Annotated in this window: 15 protein-coding genes; 13 read left to right on the plus strand and 2 right to left on the minus strand. The window is 31.3% G+C overall.

All coding sequences use genetic code 11. The features are described from left to right. Window positions 1–3,051: a SusC/RagA family TonB-linked outer membrane protein gene (locus Q0998_RS16895; RefSeq protein ID WP_299671979.1), complete on the minus strand. Its 3,051-nt coding sequence runs from the start codon at window positions 3,049–3,051 to the stop codon at window positions 1–3. A gap of 540 nt (window positions 3,052–3,591) precedes the next feature. On the opposite strand from Q0998_RS16895, the gene Q0998_RS16900 reads away from it, so the two are divergent. The 3 genes from Q0998_RS16900 (at window position 3,592) to Q0998_RS16910 (ending at window position 5,840) form a co-directional block, all read left to right on the plus strand. After that, window positions 3,592–3,846, plus strand: coding sequence for a helix-turn-helix transcriptional regulator (locus Q0998_RS16900; protein WP_299671980.1), 255 nt, complete (start codon window positions 3,592–3,594; stop codon window positions 3,844–3,846). Between the two features lie 285 nt (window positions 3,847–4,131). Beyond that, complete coding sequence (locus tag Q0998_RS16905; protein ID WP_299671981.1) at window positions 4,132–4,566, plus strand: hypothetical protein; 435 nt, start codon at window positions 4,132–4,134, stop codon at window positions 4,564–4,566. After that, window positions 4,554–5,840, plus strand: coding sequence for a hypothetical protein (locus Q0998_RS16910; RefSeq protein ID WP_299671982.1), 1,287 nt, complete (start codon window positions 4,554–4,556; stop codon window positions 5,838–5,840). Before Q0998_RS16905 ends, Q0998_RS16910 begins: the two co-directional genes overlap by 13 nt. Before the next feature lie 118 nt (window positions 5,841–5,958). On the opposite strand, the gene Q0998_RS16915 is transcribed toward Q0998_RS16910, so the two are convergent. Next, window positions 5,959–6,339, minus strand: a complete 381-nt coding sequence (locus tag Q0998_RS16915; protein ID WP_299671985.1) for a hypothetical protein — start codon at window positions 6,337–6,339, stop codon at window positions 5,959–5,961. Window positions 6,340–6,775: 436 nt separating this feature from the next. Here Q0998_RS16915 and Q0998_RS16920 point away from each other — a divergent pair, with 436 nt between their 5' ends. The 10 genes from Q0998_RS16920 to Q0998_RS16965 all read left to right on the plus strand — a co-directional run bounded on the left by Q0998_RS16920 (window position 6,776) and on the right by Q0998_RS16965 (window position 19,540). Next, window positions 6,776–7,624 (plus strand): hypothetical protein, encoded by an 849-nt coding sequence (locus tag Q0998_RS16920; protein WP_299671987.1) that lies wholly within the window; start codon window positions 6,776–6,778, stop codon window positions 7,622–7,624. 383 nt (window positions 7,625–8,007) lie between these two features. Further along, on the plus strand, window positions 8,008–9,090 hold the full coding sequence (locus tag Q0998_RS16925) for a hypothetical protein (protein WP_299671989.1): 1,083 nt from the start codon (window positions 8,008–8,010) through the stop codon (window positions 9,088–9,090). A 388-nt stretch (window positions 9,091–9,478) separates the two neighbouring features. After that, the gene (locus tag Q0998_RS16930; RefSeq protein ID WP_299671991.1) at window positions 9,479–12,001 is read left to right on the plus strand and encodes a DEAD/DEAH box helicase family protein; all 2,523 of its coding nucleotides are present in this window, start codon (window positions 9,479–9,481) and stop codon (window positions 11,999–12,001) included. A gap of 395 nt (window positions 12,002–12,396) precedes the next feature. After that, entirely contained in the window at window positions 12,397–12,867 is a 471-nt protein-coding gene (locus Q0998_RS16935; RefSeq protein WP_299671993.1) for a hypothetical protein, read from the plus strand. A 366-nt stretch (window positions 12,868–13,233) separates the two neighbouring features. Further along, on the plus strand, window positions 13,234–13,704 hold the full coding sequence (locus Q0998_RS16940; protein ID WP_299671995.1) for a hypothetical protein: 471 nt from the start codon (window positions 13,234–13,236) through the stop codon (window positions 13,702–13,704). A gap of 355 nt (window positions 13,705–14,059) precedes the next feature. Beyond that, window positions 14,060–14,800, plus strand: a complete 741-nt coding sequence (locus Q0998_RS16945) for a hypothetical protein (RefSeq protein WP_299671996.1) — start codon at window positions 14,060–14,062, stop codon at window positions 14,798–14,800. A 366-nt stretch (window positions 14,801–15,166) separates the two neighbouring features. Then, a complete protein-coding gene (locus Q0998_RS16950) occupies window positions 15,167–16,564 on the plus strand; it encodes an ankyrin repeat domain-containing protein (RefSeq protein WP_366943671.1) in 1,398 nt (465 codons plus the stop codon). A 356-nt stretch (window positions 16,565–16,920) separates the two neighbouring features. Next, a complete protein-coding gene (locus Q0998_RS16955) occupies window positions 16,921–17,787 on the plus strand; it encodes a hypothetical protein (RefSeq protein ID WP_299671998.1) in 867 nt (288 codons plus the stop codon). A gap of 190 nt (window positions 17,788–17,977) precedes the next feature. After that, window positions 17,978–18,700 (plus strand): hypothetical protein, encoded by a 723-nt coding sequence (locus Q0998_RS16960; protein ID WP_299672000.1) that lies wholly within the window; start codon window positions 17,978–17,980, stop codon window positions 18,698–18,700. Window positions 18,701–19,153: 453 nt separating this feature from the next. Beyond that, entirely contained in the window at window positions 19,154–19,540 is a 387-nt protein-coding gene (locus tag Q0998_RS16965) for a hypothetical protein (RefSeq protein WP_299672002.1), read from the plus strand. Window positions 19,541–19,739 lie beyond the last annotated feature (199 nt).

Here is a 19,739-nt window from a genome sequence, read left to right on the forward strand (position 1 = left end):
TTAAAATGTGAGTGTTGTACCAAGTGTAAAAATTTTTAGAGGGGGAATCGTTCTGGAAGATTGTGTTTCAGGGTCTAGTCCATCGTATCCAGTAATCGTGAACAAATTTTGTCCTTGTAGGTATATTTTGCAATTCAAGCCTTTGAGCCATCTTTTGTCTAATTGATAAGACAGCGCCATCGTTTTTAATCGGATAAAGGAAGCGTCACTTATGGAGGCTGTACTGCTTAAATAATTTACATAGGCATTTAAAGCTGCTGAATTTCCTCCTGTGGTCAACCGTTGAATTTGTGTGGCATCCCCTGGCTTTTGCCATCGATTCAGATAGGATGTGGGCAGACTGGTTAGGCTTCCTGGTAACCCAGTAACCACATAGCTTTTTCCTAATTGTTTTTTAAATTGAAACAAAAAATTGACATCAAATCCTTTATAGGAAATAGTATTTTGCAATCCCCCAAAGAATGCTGGATTTAGATTTCTAACGACATGATTGTCATTTGGAGAAGAAATAATACCATCCCCATTCACATCTTTAAACGTATAGAGCCCTGTTTGTGAATCTACCCCTTCCAATTGATATAATTTTTGGATATTTAGTGGCTCACCGATGACCAATCTATTGGCATAGGTAGAGCCTTCTAGATCAGGAAACGCCAGTAAGGTATTTTTAGGAATTGAAAGATTTACCGAGCTCGTCCATTTTAAAGCATTCGTATCAAAATTAACGGTGCTCAGTACGATCTCCCACCCTTTGTTTTCAACAGTAGCCTTCAGATTTGCATTTAAAGAACTAAAGCCAGTAGTGCCAGGAAGCGGTATACCCACGAGTTGATTGGACGATCGATTGGAATAATAACTTGAAGTTATAAATATACGGTCATTGAATAGCCCCAGTTCTAGCGCTATTTCAAATTTTTTATTGACTTCCCAACTAAAATCAGGATTGAAAAGCCTACTGGGTTCCAAACCATTGGTATTTTGATAGGTAGAAGGGTTTATCGTATACGTATTTAAATAGCCATAATCTCCAATTTGGTCATTTCCCGTAGTTCCATAACTCCCTCTTAGTTTTCCAAAACTTAGTATTGGAAAATGGTCTTTTATATATTTTTCTTTAGAAAAAATCCATGCCGCTCCTATAGCACCAAAATTTGCGAATCTTTTATGAGGGCCAAAACGGCTTGAACCATCACGCCTTCCTGTTAGGTTTACTAAATATTTTCTTTTATGGTTGATATGGACTCTTGCAAACAAAGCATGGTACTTATAATCACTCAAAGAGTTATTTAAAATAGTAACCGTATTGGCAGCAGCGATGTTTTCAATGAGGCTATTGCTCGTAAATCCTCTGGCATATTGCACCAATTGATTGCTTTGATCTTCTCGAAAGGTAATCCCCACCAAAGCTTTTAGCTCTGTGTCTTTTAGTTTTAGATTCCATTGTAATTGAGGTTCCGCAATCCATGAGGTTCTGTGCGTATCGTTGTGGCGTATGGATGAAAACTCACTTCCTCTGCCATAGGCTGGATTAAATATCGTAGAAGGAGTTGTTTTCTTTTCATTTTGGTAGGTTTGTGTATAGCCTAAACTCGTAGAAAACTTCAGATTCTCCGTCAAGTTGTAACCAACAAGAAGGTTTCCTATTAAGTTTTTGGTATGGGACAAGTATTTGCCTTCCCGCTGTCTTAAAGGATTATTCCAGGTTCCATTTTCCCAATTCAACGTTCCATCATCGGTATAAAGCTCAGGGGCGTTGGGCGTCAGTTTATAAACCTCCCTTATAAAGTCTGAGCTTACAAGGTTGTTGTTTCCTACAGCATAGTTTAGCGATAACTGTACCTGTAACTTCTCGTTTTTTGAACGATGGTTGAAGTTTGTTAAAAAGGAGGCAGTATTGTTGTGAAAGTCTCCGGGAAAAACAGTCGTTTGTTTTTGGTAGTTTCCACTTACTAAAAAGGTGGTTTGGTCATTTCCACCAGACAAAGCTCCTTGGATATTTGTGAAAAGTGCTACGTTTCCAATCAATTCTTTTTGCCAATCGGTTTCTTTAGAGGTGTCCCAAGTACCATTAATGTCGTAGGCATTGGAAGGTATCGTGGTAATACCATCATTTGCATAGGCTTCTTTTCGCAATGCTATATGTTCTGAGGTACTTAGAAGTGGGATTGTATGGGTCACTTTGCCGAATCCACTCGATACATTCAAGCGAAAGGTTGTGTCCCCAGCTTTTCCTTTTTTAGTAGTAATGAGTACCACGCCATTGGCACCACGAGATCCATAAATAGCAGTGGCATCGGCATCTTTTAAAATTTCTATACTACGAATGTCTGAGGGATGAATATTATTTAATGGACTCACTCCTAATCCTGGGATGATTGTACCCGACACTTGAACATTGCCTAAAGTTGTGGACGAAAAGGGCACACCATCTACAACATACAAAGGGTCATTTCCTGTACTTCGGATGCTATTTTGACCTCTAATTTTGATGTCAAAACCTGCTCCTGGAATGCCAGAGGTTTGGGTAATTTCAACCCCTGCTACTCGCCCTTGCAATGCTCCCAAAGGATTGGAAAGCGGTTGTTGCTCCATCACAGCTTGTGTCACCTTTGCAATACTTCCTGTACGTTCTTTTTCGGTTACTTTATAATAGCCTGCATTTAAGATGACTTCATCTAATAGCGTAACATTTTCTTGAAGTTGCATGTGTATGGTTGTACGTTGGTGAACCGGAATGGTTTGTGTTGCATAGCCAAGTGCGGAAAACACCAGAATATCTGTAGACTTCGCAAGGATACTATAGCGACCCTCAAAATCGGAAATACTGCCTTTGTGGGTGTTTTTAATTTGAATGCTGGCTCCTACGATGGGCACTCCATGAGTATCTGTAATCACGCCTTTGATCTCCGTTTGTTGGATTTTAAAAAGCGTATCAGTTGTATGGTGCAAATTGGCAGTATTTGCGAATGTATTTGTAAAAAAAAGGGAAAGAAATCCATAAAAAATACAGCATAAGAGATTCTTACCTGTACACATTGCATTATTTTTCATAATTTTGAGTTAGGTTGAACAATAAGTTGTTTGATTGGAATTTGCCTACTAATGACCCTGCAAAAGTTGGTTAGGAGGTTTTTTTATAAGGGTTTTACCATAGGCAAATGGGTTTTTAGACGTTTTCTTTTCCTTAAAAATGGTGTATAGCTGGTTTTGGAGTATACCTCGCTTAGCTGTTTAGCATGTTCTACCTAGTTGAAGTTGCTTTAGAAAATGAGACGAACACCTCATTAAAGCCAAAATGTATGGATACAAAAAGGCGCGGAACTCAACTTATCACACTAGAGGTACTGGTATACCATGCACCGATAAGAGAGCCCACGCCCGGGTACGTGAGCCTATCTACTTATCATCTCAAGTGCAAAAATTACCAGTTTTCTAGTGAGAGAATCAAAGCGAAAGCTTCAAATATTTTCTATACGAAGAATCGCAAATATATGTAATGAAATACAAATATAGAATAAATATTTAAATGCGGTAACAAAACACCGCAATTTTTTAAAATATTTATAGCAACTTCATTACTCGTTTGAGCATATGAAAAAAATATATAAGCAAAAAATTTTAATTCTATTTGGAAAGCGTCTTAAAGAATTACGTTTACAGAGAAAATTAAGTTTAAGAGATTTAGCAAAAGAGTGTGATTTAGATAATAGTTACATTAGTAAGGTAGAAATGGGTAAAATTAATATACAATTTGGGACAATTATTGAGCTATCTGGTGGACTTAAAGTTCATCCTTCGGAGCTTTTTAATTTCAAACATGAGTGGAAAGACGAAATGTTTGAATAATTTTTTTAGATCCTGACTTCTTTAGATCCTGACTTCTTTAGATCCTGACTTCTGTTTTAGTCCAAACACTTTGAAATTTTAGATACTTCTATTGATACGGCACTGATATAAGAGTTTATAATAAATCTATCTATATTGCATTTTGTAAGAATTTTATCATTCTAAAATAAATTCTATTGTAGTAATAAATCAACAGAGCTTCCGTATATCCAATGGTAATGGCTGTATAAGAGGATAAAAGTTCCACATATAACGAGTTGCCACCAATTTGAAGAAACATTAAGAATGCCATATACAACAGATACAGAAATTGAAATTGAATTAAAAGAGGAATTGACTTCCACTTATATTATTTCTTCACAACATAGAGCAACTGGAAATCCGAACAAAACAGTTTGGACAATAGACTTTAATGATGAAGTTGAATGTTTTAAAATATCAAAAACTTCAGAATGGATTCAAGATAACTATGGTTGGGGAATAAAAGTAATAGATTCAATTATACAGTACATTGGTCATAATTTTGAAAATGAAACACTTAAATTAGCGAAATTCGTTGATGGAAATAAAAATGATAAATGGCACGGTTATCCAGCCGATTATTTAAGAAGGTCACAGGATAGACCACCAACATTTGTACTTAAAAGTTGGGTAGACCAAGGATACTTAACTAAAGCTAAAATGAATAAAATAAGAAGAGGACAAATATGCAGCCTTTAAAAATAAGTATAAAAGGAGATTATTATGACTGCCAAATGTATCGTGGCAGATTATACCTATGGGATTTTAATGGAGGACTTAAAGTTTACGATTGGTCTGCTATTGTTCAAAGCTTAATAAAAAAAGAAACAGACAAGATAGCTTTAACTTTTAGTTTTTTAGATGGTAATTATCTTTATAAGACTTCACTAATTGAGTTATTTAAAGATATTGATTTTAAGCGTTTATTGTTAAAAAAGTTCAAACGTGTAGAAAGTAAAACTTATGAAATAACAGAAAAAAAATTAGCGAAATTTCTTATTGGAGAACAAGAAACACCAACTGGAATTTTACCTACTGATACTGAAATTTACAGTAATCAATTATATTTCATACACGAAAAAGGACTTTTTTCAGGTTCTGCTCATCGAGCGAAATCAGAAAAATATCCTGTAAGTTCAAGACCAACTAAACTTTGGGATTGTAATTTACTTTCGATAAAAGCTAATAAATATCCTCAACTTGCTTTATCTGGTGGAGATGAAGGATTATTTGAATTAAATACATCAAGAGCCCAACCAAAAAACTTAAAGAAAGTAGAGAGTAAAAAACCAATTTATCAAATAAGTAATGAGCATTCCTCTTTTTCAAATTATTCATATCTGAACATTTATAATACATCACTTGTAAAAGGGTCATTTTTAGCAACATTTAAATGGGATAATATAGAACCAATAATTGGTAAATTAGATATTGCACGAAATTTTGAATCAAAGCTCACAGATAAAACAATATTTAATACAAAATCAAAACAACATTTCGTGAGTTGGGGAATTGCAGACAAAATATATAAAGCTAGAAATGGTGGTTTTGAAATAATTAAATATAACAACTATGCTGACAAAGAAAAAGGAGAAGAGAAATTTGAAAAATTAACTTCCTTTAATCTGCAAGCTTGGAAAGGTAAAGTCACAAATGGAGGAAGTGCTTACTTTGGAAATATAGTTGAATGTGAAAATGCACTAATTGTTATATTAAGTGACAATCAAGTTATTACGATTCCAGGACCAATTACTCGATGGAGAGTTTACCCAAGGTCTATGAATTATGAAAATCATTTACACGTCATTCTTGATAATTCTATAGATATTTATTCTTTTAATCAAGATTACTTTTTAAACCAAGAAGATAAAACTATTGGAATTCAATTTAGAAACGAAAAGCCCAAATGGTCACCAAGAACAAGTTATTTTGAAGATACAAACGAAAGTTTATTCGATGATTTACCATTCTGACAAAAAAACTGGTGGCAATAACTAAGTATATGGCGTGCCGATAGGCCAACGCTATATATTCTGTTGACTGATCCGGGAAGTTTTTAGATAAGGGGGAAATCGAGGTTTTGGGTAATACTTATGGGAAGAAGTACTGCGTATACTCTTTTCTATTTTGTGTCCATTTGTTAAGTTTAAGCACTTCTATCGCTGCGATACTTAAAGAAGCGTTTACAATAAATCTATCTATATTGCAGATGGTAAGTTTTTTTATACTTTTACAATAAAAGTTAGTGTAGCTATAAGCTAATAAAACTTCCGTATATCCAATGGTAATGGCTGTATAAGAGGATAAAAGTTCCACATATAACGAGTTGTAAGCAATTTGAGAAAACCGAAAAACATTGAAAAAAACACTTAACAAAATTCTATTTCCTTTCAATGTCTTAATGACTGCTATCGGACTAATAAACTTTGGAGACGATATATTTCCAGCTATGGTTAAATGGGCTGATTTCATAAAATTTGGACTGGAATTAGTAAAAAAAATAAGAGATTTTTTTCTTTTTCCAATTACATTTCCAATTGATAAACTATTTGACCTTGAATTATTGGAATGGTATAAAAGTTACTTATTTATTGGATTTCTTTTCTTAAGCACTTTTAATTTTTCATATAAGAAAATTTGTGGTGGATTTAGTTCAAGTTCTTTTATAATGCTCTGTTTTGGAAAACAAAGATGGAGAATTGCTCTAATGATTCTATTAAGAATATTCGTTTGGCCAATATTCATTTTCGAACTAATATCTCACTATATAAAAGGAGATTATAAACGAAAACACAATGTTTATACATTATGGGGAAAATACCTGTTTTGGGTTTTAATAACTACTATTCTAATAGTCTTTCTAAATTGGATTTGGATTAGATTTAGCATTAATTTATAATAATAAACTGTGGGTGGAATAAAATCTGAACTTATTGAATTTGATTTAACAAAAGAAAACTGCTTTGTTTGTGGAAAACCAGCTGATACAGTTGAACATCTTTTTCCAAAATGGCTTCAAAATAAATTTAATCTTTGGGATCAAGATATTACAGTATCCAATCAAACGAATGTAAAATATAGGCAACTTATTATTCCTGCTTGTAAAAAATGTAATAACGTTACTTATGGGCAATTAGAGCAGAAAATAAAATCCAACAAAGCAGATGAAAAAGATATTTGGAGATGGGCTAATAAACTGCATTTTGGATTAAGACTAAAAGACACATTTTTAGAAGCTGACAGAAAAAACCCTGGAAAAAAGATATCAGACATTTATGAATTAAATGATGCATTGGAACAAAGTAGGCATTATCTGCATTGTATAACTGGAGAATTCTCTTGCTATCCTGACCCTTTTGGTTCAGTTTTCAAATTTGAATTTGAGGAGGAACAATCTTTTAATTTCATACACATATTACAATCCAGCTCAATTTATATTTGTCTGGGTAAAGTCTTATATATTGTATTTGTTACAGATGGACAATTAATGAAAAAAGAAGCTTCTGGAATTATTGAAGATTACAATTCAATCATTAGTAAAGATTATAAAATACAAGATGTATTATTTTTTTATGCGAAATGCGTTTATTATTTAGAGCAACATAAATATTCAAACCCAATTGTTTTTTCTGGAAAAGGAATTGCGAAAATAGGTAGTTCAACCTTAAGAAAAACAAAACCATTAGATAAAGAAATGTTTAATGCAATTTGTGAAAGGTTTGGTATAACTTGGATTGATGAAAGTACTCTAAAATAAAAACTGCTTACAATAACTAAGTATATGGCGTGCCGATAGGCCAACGCTATCTATTCTGTTGACTGCTCCTGGAAGTTTTTAGATAAGGGGGAAATCGAGGTTTTGGGTGTTACTTTGAGAAGAAGTACTGCGTGTTATCTTTTCGATTTTGTGTGCATTTGTTAAGTTTAGGCACTTATATTGGTACAACAATTACAGAAGGGTTTACAATAAATCTATCTCTATTGCAGGTGGTAGGAATTTTTATCTTTTTACAGTAAAAGCTGGCGTGGTAATACATCAACAAAACTTTTGTATAGTCGATTGTGATGGCTGTATAATAGGGTAAAAGTTCCGCATATAACGAGTTACCTGCAAGCTGAACACACAATAACCAATAAAAAATGAATGTAGAAAGATTACACAGAATTCTAATAGACCTTGACCTAGATTTAAAAACGGACAAAATTATTACACTTGTTCAGCAAATTAGAGACCATTTGCAAAATCAAGTAAATCAACCAAATCAGCCAACTCATCAAACCAATTTGGTTAATAGTTTAAATAATCTTTATAAAGCATTAGAAAATTCTAAATTCAATGATTACTCACCAAGTTGGAAAGAAATTATTTCAGAAATAAGTGGAGAAATTGAACTTGGAATACCTTTAAAAAATCGAATAGAGACTATTCTTGCTTCAAATTCTATTACACCAGCAAATGCATTAGAAGAGATAAAGAAAATCTTTGATAATCTGCAAACCTTCCAAACTGCAATTAAAAACACTTTAACTGGATTGAAGGCTCTTGGAATAGAAGAAGAAGATTTAGAAGCTGGACAATGTGAACTTGGATATACTATTCCGAGAGAATATGTTGACAACAAACTTTCAGAGCTTAAAGATGAAATTTCTGAATTGAATTTCATACTGAACAATATTTCAGAAGCTGTAACAGGAGAAAAACAAGAATACGAAGTAAAAACAATCTCTTCAAGCGACTTTTTACTTTATGTAATTATAGCCTTACAAGTTGCAGATGTTCTCTCAAATGCAACAGAAAGAATTTTGAATATTTATAAAGGAATTTTAGAAATTAAACTTTTAAGAAATCAATTAAAAGAACAAGGTATTCCGGCATCTAAAACAAAATCTATTGATACTCACGCCAACGGAATGATGAAAGACGAAATTAAAGCAATAGTAAAAGAGGTAATGGACGAACATTATGATGGAGACAATGGACGTAAAAACGAGTTGCAAAATGGATTAACCATTTCTTTGAACAAACTTGCAAATAGAATTGACAAAGGATTTAACGTAGAGATAAGAGTTGAACCACTTCCCGAACCTGAAGAGGAAGAAGCCACAACACCTGAATACGAACAAAATTCAGAATTGATAAAATCCATTCAAGAAAGTGCAAGAAAAATTGAGTTTTTAGATACAGGCGGAGAATCGATTTTGAAATTACCAGAAAAAAAATAAAGCCAGCAGGTAATAACTAAGTATATGGCGTGCCGATAGGCCAACGCTATATATTCTGTTGACTGATCCGGGGAGTTTTTAGATAAGGGGGAAATCGAGGTTTTGGGTGTTACTTTGAGAAGAAGTACTGCGTGCACTCTTTTCGCTTTTGTGTCCATTTGTTAAGATTTAGGCACCTCTATTGCTACGATATTTACAGAAGCGTTTACAATAAATCTATCTATATTGCAGGGGATAAGAATTTTTATCCTTTTACAATAAAAGCTAGCGTAGTAATACATTAACAAAACTTATATATATCCAATCGTAATGGCTGTATAAGAGGATAAAAGTTCCGCATATAACGAGTTAGCTACAATACAAACAAAAAATTGAAAGAAATTAAAGAATGGTAGATTTTAAAAAAAAATTAGGAAAAAAAGTAATCTTAAAAAAGATAAATCCTCTTGAAATTTACGACTCTTTAGATAGAAAAAGTGAAACCGGACCATTAAGACCTGCTCAAGAATTCATATTAAAAGAATGGTATGCAAACAGGCAAAATGATAATAACTTAATTATTAAATTACATACTGGACAAGGAAAAACATTAATAGGTTTGTTAATGCTTCATTCTCGCCTAAACTCTAATAATTCACCATGTTTGTATATCTGTCCAAATATTTATCTTGTTAAACAAACTATTTTAGAAGCTAAAAAATTCGGAATTCCTTATTGCACTTTTGATTCGTCACGAGATATTCCAGAATCATTCTTGAACGGAGAAAAAATATTGATTACCCATGTTCAGAAAGTTTTTAATGGAAAAACAATATTTGGTCTAGACAACAAATCAATAAATGTTGACCATGTAATTCTAGACGATTCACATGCTTGCATAGATTCTTTAAAATCTACATTCACAATTACTATTAAAAAAGAGGAAAACTTATATTCTGAATTTATCAATTTATTTTCCGAAGATTTATCAGAGCAAGGTGAAGGAAGTTTCTTAGATATAAAAAATGCAAAATATGAATCAATATTACCAATACCATATTGGAGTTGGGTAGAAAAAAAGTCTGAAGTTTTAAATCTTCTTTCTAGTGATGAGGATAATACATCCATACAATTCGCTTGGCCATTAATGAAAAATAATCTTAATAATTATAGAGCCATTGTTTCTGGAAATCATATAGAATTAACACCATATTACATTCCAATGCATCATTTTGGAACTTTTAATAATGCCAAACAAAGAATCTTGATGTCAGCAACTACTCAAGATGATTCATTTTTCATCAAGGGATTGGGTTTTGATATTAATTCAATTAAAAACCCTTTAATTGACCCTAATCAAAAATGGTCAGGTGAAAAAATGTTATTACTTCCTTCATTAATAGATGAATCACTGCATAGGGATGCTATTATCGAAAAGCTAGCTGTTCCATCTAAGAAGAAAGTTGGTTTTGTTTCTCTTGTTCCTAGTTTTAGGCTATCTAAAGAATACGAAGAAGCTGGCTCAATAATAAGTGATAGTAGTAATATTTTTGAAGTTGTACAACACTTAAAATCAGGTGAACATGAACATACTGTGGTTATAGTAAATAGATATGATGGAATTGATTTACCTGATAACAGTTGTAGATTATTAATCATTGATTCTAAACCATTTTTTATGTCTTTGTCTGATAGATATGAAGAAAATTGTAGAAAATCAAGTGATGTAATAAATACAAAAATCGCTCAAAAAATTGAGCAAGGATTGGGAAGAAGTGTTAGAGGAGAAAAAGACTATAGTACCGTTGTATTGATTGGAGGAGACTTAGTTAAATTTATAAAAAGCACTGCTACTAATAAATACTTTTCGTCTCAAACAAGACAACAAATAGCAATTGGATTAGAAATTGCTGAAGCAGCCAAAGAAGATTTAGAAAAAGAAGATAAACCATATAAAGTTATTACATCATTGTTAAAACAATCATTAACTAGAGATGAAGGCTGGAAAGAATACTATAAAGAACAAATGGATGAAATAATTCCAGAAGCTAAAGAAAATCATCTATTAGAATTATTTAAACTAGAGCATGAGGCTGAAAATTATCATTATAATGGAGATTCAGAAAAAGCAAGCCAAATAATTCAAAAAGTAATCGACAACAACTGTTCGGATGAATCAGAAAAAGGTTGGTATTTACAATCTTTAGCAAGGTATTTATACTCTCTAAGTAAAATTGAGTCGACAACAGCTCAAAAAAGTGCTTTCAAAAAAAATTATCAACTTTTACATCCTAAAGGAGGTATCGTTTATAAGAAACTTAGTTTTATCAATCAAAATCGTATTTCAAGAATAAAAGAATGGGTTAACAAGCATTCAAAATATGAGGAATTAATGCTTTCTGTAAACAATATAACAGATGAATTAGTTTTTGGTATGCCTTCAGAAAAATTTGAATCATCTCTTCAAGAACTTGGTCTTGCATTAGGATTATTAAGCCAAAGACCTGATAAAGAATTCAAAAAGGGTCCAGATAATTTATGGTGTATTAATGACAACTATATTATGTTTGAATGTAAGAGTGAAGTTTTAGATACTCGTTCTGAAATAAATAAACATGAAGCCAGTCAAATGAATTCCCATTGTGGTTGGTTTGAAGAATCATACCAAGATAAAAAAGTTAAAAGGATATTAATCATACCTACCAAGAATTTACCCTATCATGCTAATTTCACTCATTCAGTTGAAATTATGAGAAAAAATAGGCTAAAAAAATTGAGACTAAATTTTCAAGGTTTTTTCAGGGAATTCAAAAATTATGAAATCAATGATTTGACTGATGACAAAATAAATGACTTTTTATTGGCTCATAATTTAGATATTAATTCATTGTCTTCTGAATACTCTGAAGAATACTATCATAGAAAAAAGTAAAGCAGCTAATAACTAAGTATATGGCGTGCCGATAAGCCAACGCTATATATCTTGTTGACTGCTCCGGGAAGTTTTTAGATAAGGGGAAGATCGAGGTTTTGGGTAATACTTATGGGAAGAAGTACTGCGTATACTCTTTTCTATTTTGTGTCCATTTGTTAAGTTTAAGCACTTCTATCGCTGCGATACTTAAAGAAGCGTTTACAATAAATCTATTTATATTGCAGGAGATAAGAGTTTTTATCATTTTACAGTAAAAGCTAGTATAGCTATAAGCCAACGAAACTTTTTTATAGCCAGCGATATTAGCTGTATAAAATGATAAAAGTTACGTATATAAATAAGTTACCTGTAATGCAAAAAAACATCGTCAATTAATGAAAATATTTTTGAAATTGAAACATTGGAAAATGTTTTTAATCTGGATTTTAGGAAGTATTCAGATGCAAATTTTTATGAAATCTGATATTTGGATTATTTCTTTTATAATCTATTTCGGACTAATTTTTGGTTGGATGTATTCAATCGGAAAAGTGTTGAATGAAAAAAATGCTGAAATATTAAAAATGCTGAATATTTGGTCAGTAATTTATATAATATCAATGATTCCATTTGTTATTAACTTCCACAATATGGAAATTGGAAATTATGGAGAAATGAATAAACTGATTTCAGTTCCTGCCGGAATAATCGCTATTATTTCAATAGTAAAAGTCGTATTAATATCTTCTAAATCTTTAAAACAAAAAGAGGAAAATAAAGAATTGACTTTTAGTAATTATGCAAAGGAATTTTTCTTGATTTTGTATATGATAGTCGGAATTTGGGTTTTACAACCAAAATTGAATAAAATTGTGGAAAAATGAAAGCACTACAGGTAATAACTAAGTATATGGTGTGCCGATAGGCCAACGCTATCTATTTTGTTGACTGATTCTGGAAGTTTTTAGATAAGGGGGAAATCGAGGTTTTGGGTGTTACTGATCAGAAGAAGTACTGCGTATACTCTTTTCGATTTTGTGTTCATTTGTTAAGATATTTCTATTGCTACGATATTTACAGAAGCGTTTACAATAAATCTATCTATATTGCATTTTGTAAGAATTTTATCATTCTAAAATAAATTCTATTGTAGTAATAAACCAACAGAGCTTCCGTATATCCAATGGTAATGGCTGTTTAAGAGGATAAAAGTTCCACATATAACGAGTTGGGTATAATCCCTCAAAAAGATGAAGGTTAAAAATGAAGATTTTATAAAGACTCTCCAGAATCGATTTAAAAAAATTGATTTTAATGTAATACCAACTTTGAATGAGTTAGAGTTAGAGTTTGAATCTCCATATTGTAAATCTTTTAAATTTAAAATTTGGGTAGAGTCTTTATGGACTATATCTCAGGTCCTTGCAATTCCTAATTTGCATCCAGATAGTTATTTTTGGTATAATGAAATAATGTTTAAACCGTCTTCGGATGATGTCGACGAAAAGTGGATTAAAGATTCTCAGACTGAAATTATAAACACATTAGATGTTCTTTTGAAATATCCGATTCGGATTGAACAGAGAAATGGAATATTTACAAGTTCATTTAAATGTGAGTATAAAAAAGAGAAATGGATTGAATTTAGTAAAAATAGCTTACTGACTTTATCAAAAAAATCAATTCCACCAATTGATGGAAAGAAATATACATATAATTAAAAAAGCACTATACCCAATAACTAAGTATATGGCGTGCCGATAGGCCAACGCTATATATTCTGTTGACTGATCCGGGAAGTTTTTAGATAAGGGGGAAATCGAGGTTTTGGGTGTTATCTTTTCGCTTTTGTGTCCATTTGTTAAGCCTAGGCACTTCTATTGCTAAGATACTTACAGAAGAGTTTACAATAAATCTATCTATATTGCAGGTAATAAGAATTTTTATCCTTTTATAGTAAAAGTTTGCGTAGCTATTAGCTAATAAAACTTCTGTATAGCCGGCCATATTAGCTGTATAAAGTGATAAAAGTTAAGTATATAAACAAGTTGCCAGTAATTTGAAAACCAACCAATAATGTCAGTAAGTAGCTATAGAAATAAAGTCAGCCAACTAAATTCTCAAATTGCGGATTTAATGAAAAAGCAGGTTGTTGAAAGAAAAAAAGAAGTTGATTTGAATTCTAAAATCAATGATTTATCTAAAAGAGCTTTTTCATCAAAAAACCTTTCCACAGTTAAGAGCTATCAAAGACAAATAGACAGTAAGTCAAAAGAGTTAATACGTGTAAGTGCTAAAGTTGCTGACTTTGAAAAAAAGCTAGCTGATAAACGAAAAGAATTGTCTCGAAATCAAGATTATTTGACAAAAGCTGTTGATAATGAAACCAAAAAGAGACAAAGTCAGGAATTGAGTTTTTTAAAGGAAAAAGAGAGAATTAATCGTTCAGAATTGAGCAATATTCGGAATCTAAACTCTGAAATTCAACGTCAACAAAATATATTTGACAACTACCAAGTTCCAGAAAGTGAATTAGCAGATGACGATGTTGACTATTCTCTAAAAGAACTTACAGAACTTCACGACCGAATTAACTCTGTTTTGGAAAAGCTTGAGAAACTTGGTTTTGGACAAGAAATAATATTTGAGGAAATTGAGCAATTAAAAGGGAAAAGCAAAAAAATCAGTAAAAAAGATTTGAAAATGATGCTTATTGGAAAAATTGTAAGCTTTGGAATGGGAAAAATTGACACAGAATTAGCAGCTCAAATATTTGAAGAAATTACGAGTGTGGATTTAACTAAACTAATTGAATAAAAACTACTGGCAATAACTAAATATATGGCGTGCCGATAGGCCAACGCTATATATTCTGTTGACTGATCCGGGAAGTTTTTAGATAAGGGGGAATCGAGGGTTTGGGTGTTACTTTAAGAAGAAGTACTGTGTATACTCTTTTTGCTTTTGTGTCCATTTGTTAAGTTTAAACTCTTCTATTGCTACGATGCTTACAGAAGCGTTTACAATAAATCTATCTATATTGCAGGTGGTAAGATTTTTTATTCTTTTACAATAAAAGCTAGCGTGGTAATAATTTAACAAAACTTCTGTATATCCAATCATAATGGCAGTATAAGAGGATAAAAGTTCCGCATATAACGAGTTACCTGCAATTTTGAAAAAATGAGAATATTATTAATAATTATATTTTGTATAATCTTTCATCCTAGTATATCATCTCAAAATATTCACAGGACAGTTTGTCAAGGAAATTTGATGAGATTGGATAGTTTGCTCAAAAATACTGAAATTGATGTACAAGATAATCGTGGTAGATCTCTATTGCATTGGGCAGTTGCCTGCAAAAAGAAAGAAATATTTGATTTTCTAATACAAAAAGGGATAAAAATTAATGAAGTCGATAATCAAGAAAAAACACCATTGCACGTTGCTGTTCAATTCAACAATTTAGAATACTTTGATTATCTAATTAAATTACAAACAGATGTTGATTGGCAGTCTATCTATGGAGCATCACTTCTTGAACTATCAGTACTAAGCAGAAATAAGACTCTTACAGAAAAATTAATCACAAACGGAATTGACATAAACATTAAAAATCAAAGAGGTAGTACAGCCTTGGAAATTTCACAAAGAATAGGTACAAAAGATATTTCTGAATTTCTAATTTCTAGTGGCGCAGATGAAAGTCTTGTTCGTAAATTCAATCTGAAAGGAAAATATATGGGGTTGGAAAAACCTGAAACAAATCCCAAAATATTTGCACCTAACTTCATTTCTACCGAGGAGCAAGAGTTCGGTTCGGTATTTAACAAAAATGGAACTGAGTTTTATTTTGGTGTTGATGTAGGAAAAAGAAACGAAATTCGATATTCCAAGATACAAGAAGGTAGATGGACTAAGCCAAAAACCATTATTTCGCACGAAAGATATAGCTACAATGACCCATTTCTTTCAAACGATGAAAATAGATTGTATTTCATATCCAAAAGAGCTTTAGATGGAAAAGGAGAAATTAAAGATGTTGACATATGGTATGTTAATAGGCTTGATGACGGGTGGTCAGAACCGATAAATGCAGGTTCGAATATTAATACAAGTGGGGATGAATATTATGTTTCTTTTACAGATGATGGCACCATGTACTTTGCTTCTAATGGTCATCAACGAAAAGATACCGCAAGAACAGACCACGATATTTACTATTCTAAATTCTCGAAAGGTGAATTTCAAAAACCTGTGTTACTGAGTCAAGCAGTAAATACTGAAAACTATGAAGCAGATGTTTTTGTATCACCAGACGAATCCTATATTATATTTTGTTCAACCCGCAATAACGGATTTGGACGCGGTGATTTATACATAAGTTTCAAAGATTCTAATGGAACTTGGTCAAAAGCAGTTAATATGGGTAAAAAAATCAATACCGAACATTATGAATACTGCCCATTCGTTTCTAAAGATGGGAAATATCTCTTTTACACAAGTAATCAGGACATATACTGGGTGAGTACAGAAATTATAAGTGAGTTAAAAAAAACTACAGGTAATAATAACTAAGTATATGGCGTGCCGATAGGCCAACGCTATATATTCTGTTGACTGATCCGGGAAGTTTTTAGATAAGGGGGGAATCGAGGTTTTGGGTGTTACTGATCAGAAGAAGTACTGCGTATACTCTTTTCTATTTTGTGTGCATTTGTTAAGTTTAGGCACTTCTATTGCTATGATACTTACAGAAGAGTTTACAATAAATCTATTTATATTGCAGGTGATAAGAATTTTTATCTTTTTTCAATACAAAGATAGCGTGGTAATTAATACATCAACAAAACTCTCGTATATCCGATCGTGATGGCTTTGTAAGAGGTTAAAAGCTTTGTATATAAGGAGTTGGAAAAAATTTTAGCAATATTATGTATTATAATTTTAGTGAAAATGAATTAAGATCAATTTGTAAAACTTATTTAGAATCATTTGAAAAATGGGCTCGTTTAGTAATTCATGAAATATTGACTGATAACATTGGTTCTAACTATTTCTATCATAGTAATAATGGAGTAAATCTATTTAAAAAAGAACTGATTGAAAATGTTGAAAAAAGAAGATCTAAAGATTCTTTACGTTACAAAAAACCAGTAGATGCTCTTTTGCTTGATGATATCATATATATTTTATGTAAACCTGAATTGTATAAAAAATATTTTTCTCCTTTTTTAATATCTATGTATCCAAATGGGAAAGAAGAGGTTAGAACATTTTTATCAAGATTAATTCCAATAAGAAATAAATTATCTCATTCCAATAACTTATCAATTAGAGAATCTGAACAATGTGTTTGTTATTGCAATGATTTTATAGAATGTGTGAAAGAATACTTCAAAATGACAAATAAAAACAAAACCTTTAACGTACCAACTATAATTAAAGCTATCGATTCACTTGGCAATGAATATATCTTATCAAAAGAAACTGTAGTTCAACATATCACTATTTTAGGAGTGAGTGACAACAGCATGAAAAAATTTAGTTTAGGAGAAAAATTCAGTATTGAAATTACAACAGACCCTTCATTTGAAGATTCAGAATTTACTCTAAAATGGAAAAACATAAATGGTGTTGAAGTTTTAAATAATGGTAAAAAGGTGAATATTACTATATCAAATGAATTAATAGGAATTAGATCTATTGTAAATTGTATTCTGACTTCTAAAAATGAATGGCATCGCGAAAGTAATGCATATGACCAAAATGTGATGTTCACTTTTAGTGCATTACCATAAAAAATTTTCCAACGTGTATAATTAATTGCTAGTTCTCGCTTACTTACGAAAATCCTAGCGGATTTTCTATTCAGTAATTATTTGCTAAATTAGGTGCTTAAATTATGTAACTAATCATAATGTGCCGAGAAGCTGTCTACTTGAATCACGTTGTGTGCAAGTAACCCAACCAAATACAAATTTGAGGCTAATGAATATTAAATCGGAATTAGAAAAAATCTGGAATAATGATAATTCAAATGAACTACCTGAATTTGTAAAAGAAAGAGGGTTTGTATTTGCGGAAAACGAAAAACAAAAAGATATTCTAATAACTGGAATTAATCCTTCTTTTCGTGAAGGAGACCCGAAAAAGGGTTTTGGCTTTGATTTTCAAAAGACACTTTTTAATGAAAAATATGACAATTATTGGGATCCCATAAAAAAGATGCTCTTAAATGAAAATATAGATTTAAGAAAAAATAGTGCATATTTGGACATATTATATTATAGAGAAAGAATACAATCAACTTTAAAAAATGAATTTCTTAAAACTAAAGTTGGAATTGAATTTATTGCTAAACAAATAAGTTTAAGCCAACGTGTTATTGAAAGAATAATAAAACCGAAAGTAATAATCGTAAAAAACAAAGAATCTCAAGCTTATTGGGGAAAATATTCAAATAAAGGAACCTTCTGGATGGGATACGAATTTGAATTTATTGAAAACCTCTATTGTGGAGAATTATATAAAATTAAGAAATTAATTAAAACGAATAAAAGAGTAACAAATGAAATTGAGGAAACTAATTTGGAAAATACATTAGTCCTTTTTTCTCATCATATAAACCAGTACACATCCAAAGAGAAAAGATTGAGAACTGAAACTATTATGGAATTTATTAAAAATATAATCCCTGCACATAATAACTAAATATATGCCTTACAGATAAACCAACGCTATACATCTTGTTGACTAATCCAAGAAGTTTTTAGATAAGGGGGAAATCGAGGTTTTGGGTGTTATCTTTTCGCTTTTGTGTCCATTTGTTAAGTTTAGGCACTTCTATTGCTACGATACTTACAGAAGCGTTTACAATAAATCTATCTATATTGCAGGTGGTAAGATTTTTTATTCTTTTACAATAAAAGCTAGCATAGTAATAGTAATACATCAACAAAATTTGTGTATAGCCAGCTATATTAGCTGTATAAAGTGATAAAAGTTCCACATATAACGAGTTGTAATTAATAGTGGAATCCACTCAAACTCATTAAATTTAGAGTTTTAAGTTGTTGAATTTATTAAAATTTGAATTTTCAAAACGTAGGAATATCAGCAAAACGTTTGAATGATAAAATAAACTAAACAAGCTGAAAAATTAAAATGAATAAGGAAAATAATAATATTGACTTTCTTGAGTATGAATTAGATGGAATGAATACAATCGGAATTCTGAATGAAAGTCTATTCTATGAAAATCAAAGTTATAGTGGGGATATAGAGGAAACTGAAATTCCTCTAAAAAATATAAATAAAATTGAATTTAAGCCTAAAAGAATTAATAGAGAAAGAACAAAAAGCAATTTAATTGGAGATTTCATTTGGACAATTCTTGACTCTGGTGCACATCCAACTGAAGTTGAATATGATATGCCTGAATTAATTATTCACTTTAGGAATGAAAATGGTATTAGGAAAGATATTTTGAAAATTAAAAACAGGAATTTAACAGAAAAAATTTACAAAGAGATAAAATCAAAAATCTACTAATTACAACACTGTATAAACTTTATTGCTGCTAAATTTTTCCTTCGGAAAAATATGCAGGCACAAAGTTGTCTAATATTTTGCTTACTTTTAGCTAAATAAAACGCAACAAATCTTATGCCAAAACGTCAGACTGTCTAATAACTTCTTGATATTTTTCGTAATAATCCCAATGTCATTTTTCAAGTTTTTTGTATCTTAA

It is taken from the genome of uncultured Polaribacter sp., from assembly GCF_947501385.1.
In the GTDB taxonomy this organism is placed as follows: Bacteria; Bacteroidota; Bacteroidia; order Flavobacteriales; family Flavobacteriaceae; genus Polaribacter.

Bases quoted from the DNA above. Each gene is read 5' to 3' on its own strand.
- Q0998_RS16895 (WP_299671979.1), bottom strand. From the start codon at position 3,051: ATGAAAAATAATGCAATGTGTACAGGTAAGAATCTCTTATGCTGTATT.
- Q0998_RS16945 (WP_299671996.1), top strand. From the start codon at position 14,060: ATGTCAGTAAGTAGCTATAGAAATAAAGTCAGCCAACTAAATTCTCAA.
- Q0998_RS16905 (WP_299671981.1), top strand. From the start codon at position 4,132: ATGCCATATACAACAGATACAGAAATTGAAATTGAATTAAAAGAGGAA.
- Q0998_RS16960 (WP_299672000.1), top strand. From the start codon at position 17,978: ATGAATATTAAATCGGAATTAGAAAAAATCTGGAATAATGATAATTCA.
- Q0998_RS16930 (WP_299671991.1), top strand. From the start codon at position 9,479: ATGGTAGATTTTAAAAAAAAATTAGGAAAAAAAGTAATCTTAAAAAAG.
- Q0998_RS16950 (WP_366943671.1), top strand. From the start codon at position 15,167: ATGAGAATATTATTAATAATTATATTTTGTATAATCTTTCATCCTAGT.
- Q0998_RS16925 (WP_299671989.1), top strand. From the start codon at position 8,008: ATGAATGTAGAAAGATTACACAGAATTCTAATAGACCTTGACCTAGAT.
- Q0998_RS16910 (WP_299671982.1), top strand. From the start codon at position 4,554: ATGCAGCCTTTAAAAATAAGTATAAAAGGAGATTATTATGACTGCCAA.
- Q0998_RS16900 (WP_299671980.1), top strand. From the start codon at position 3,592: ATGAAAAAAATATATAAGCAAAAAATTTTAATTCTATTTGGAAAGCGT.
- Q0998_RS16955 (WP_299671998.1), top strand. From the start codon at position 16,921: ATGTATTATAATTTTAGTGAAAATGAATTAAGATCAATTTGTAAAACT.
- Q0998_RS16915 (WP_299671985.1), bottom strand. From the start codon at position 6,339: ATGAAATCAGCCCATTTAACCATAGCTGGAAATATATCGTCTCCAAAG.
- Q0998_RS16940 (WP_299671995.1), top strand. From the start codon at position 13,234: ATGAAGGTTAAAAATGAAGATTTTATAAAGACTCTCCAGAATCGATTT.
- Q0998_RS16965 (WP_299672002.1), top strand. From the start codon at position 19,154: ATGAATAAGGAAAATAATAATATTGACTTTCTTGAGTATGAATTAGAT.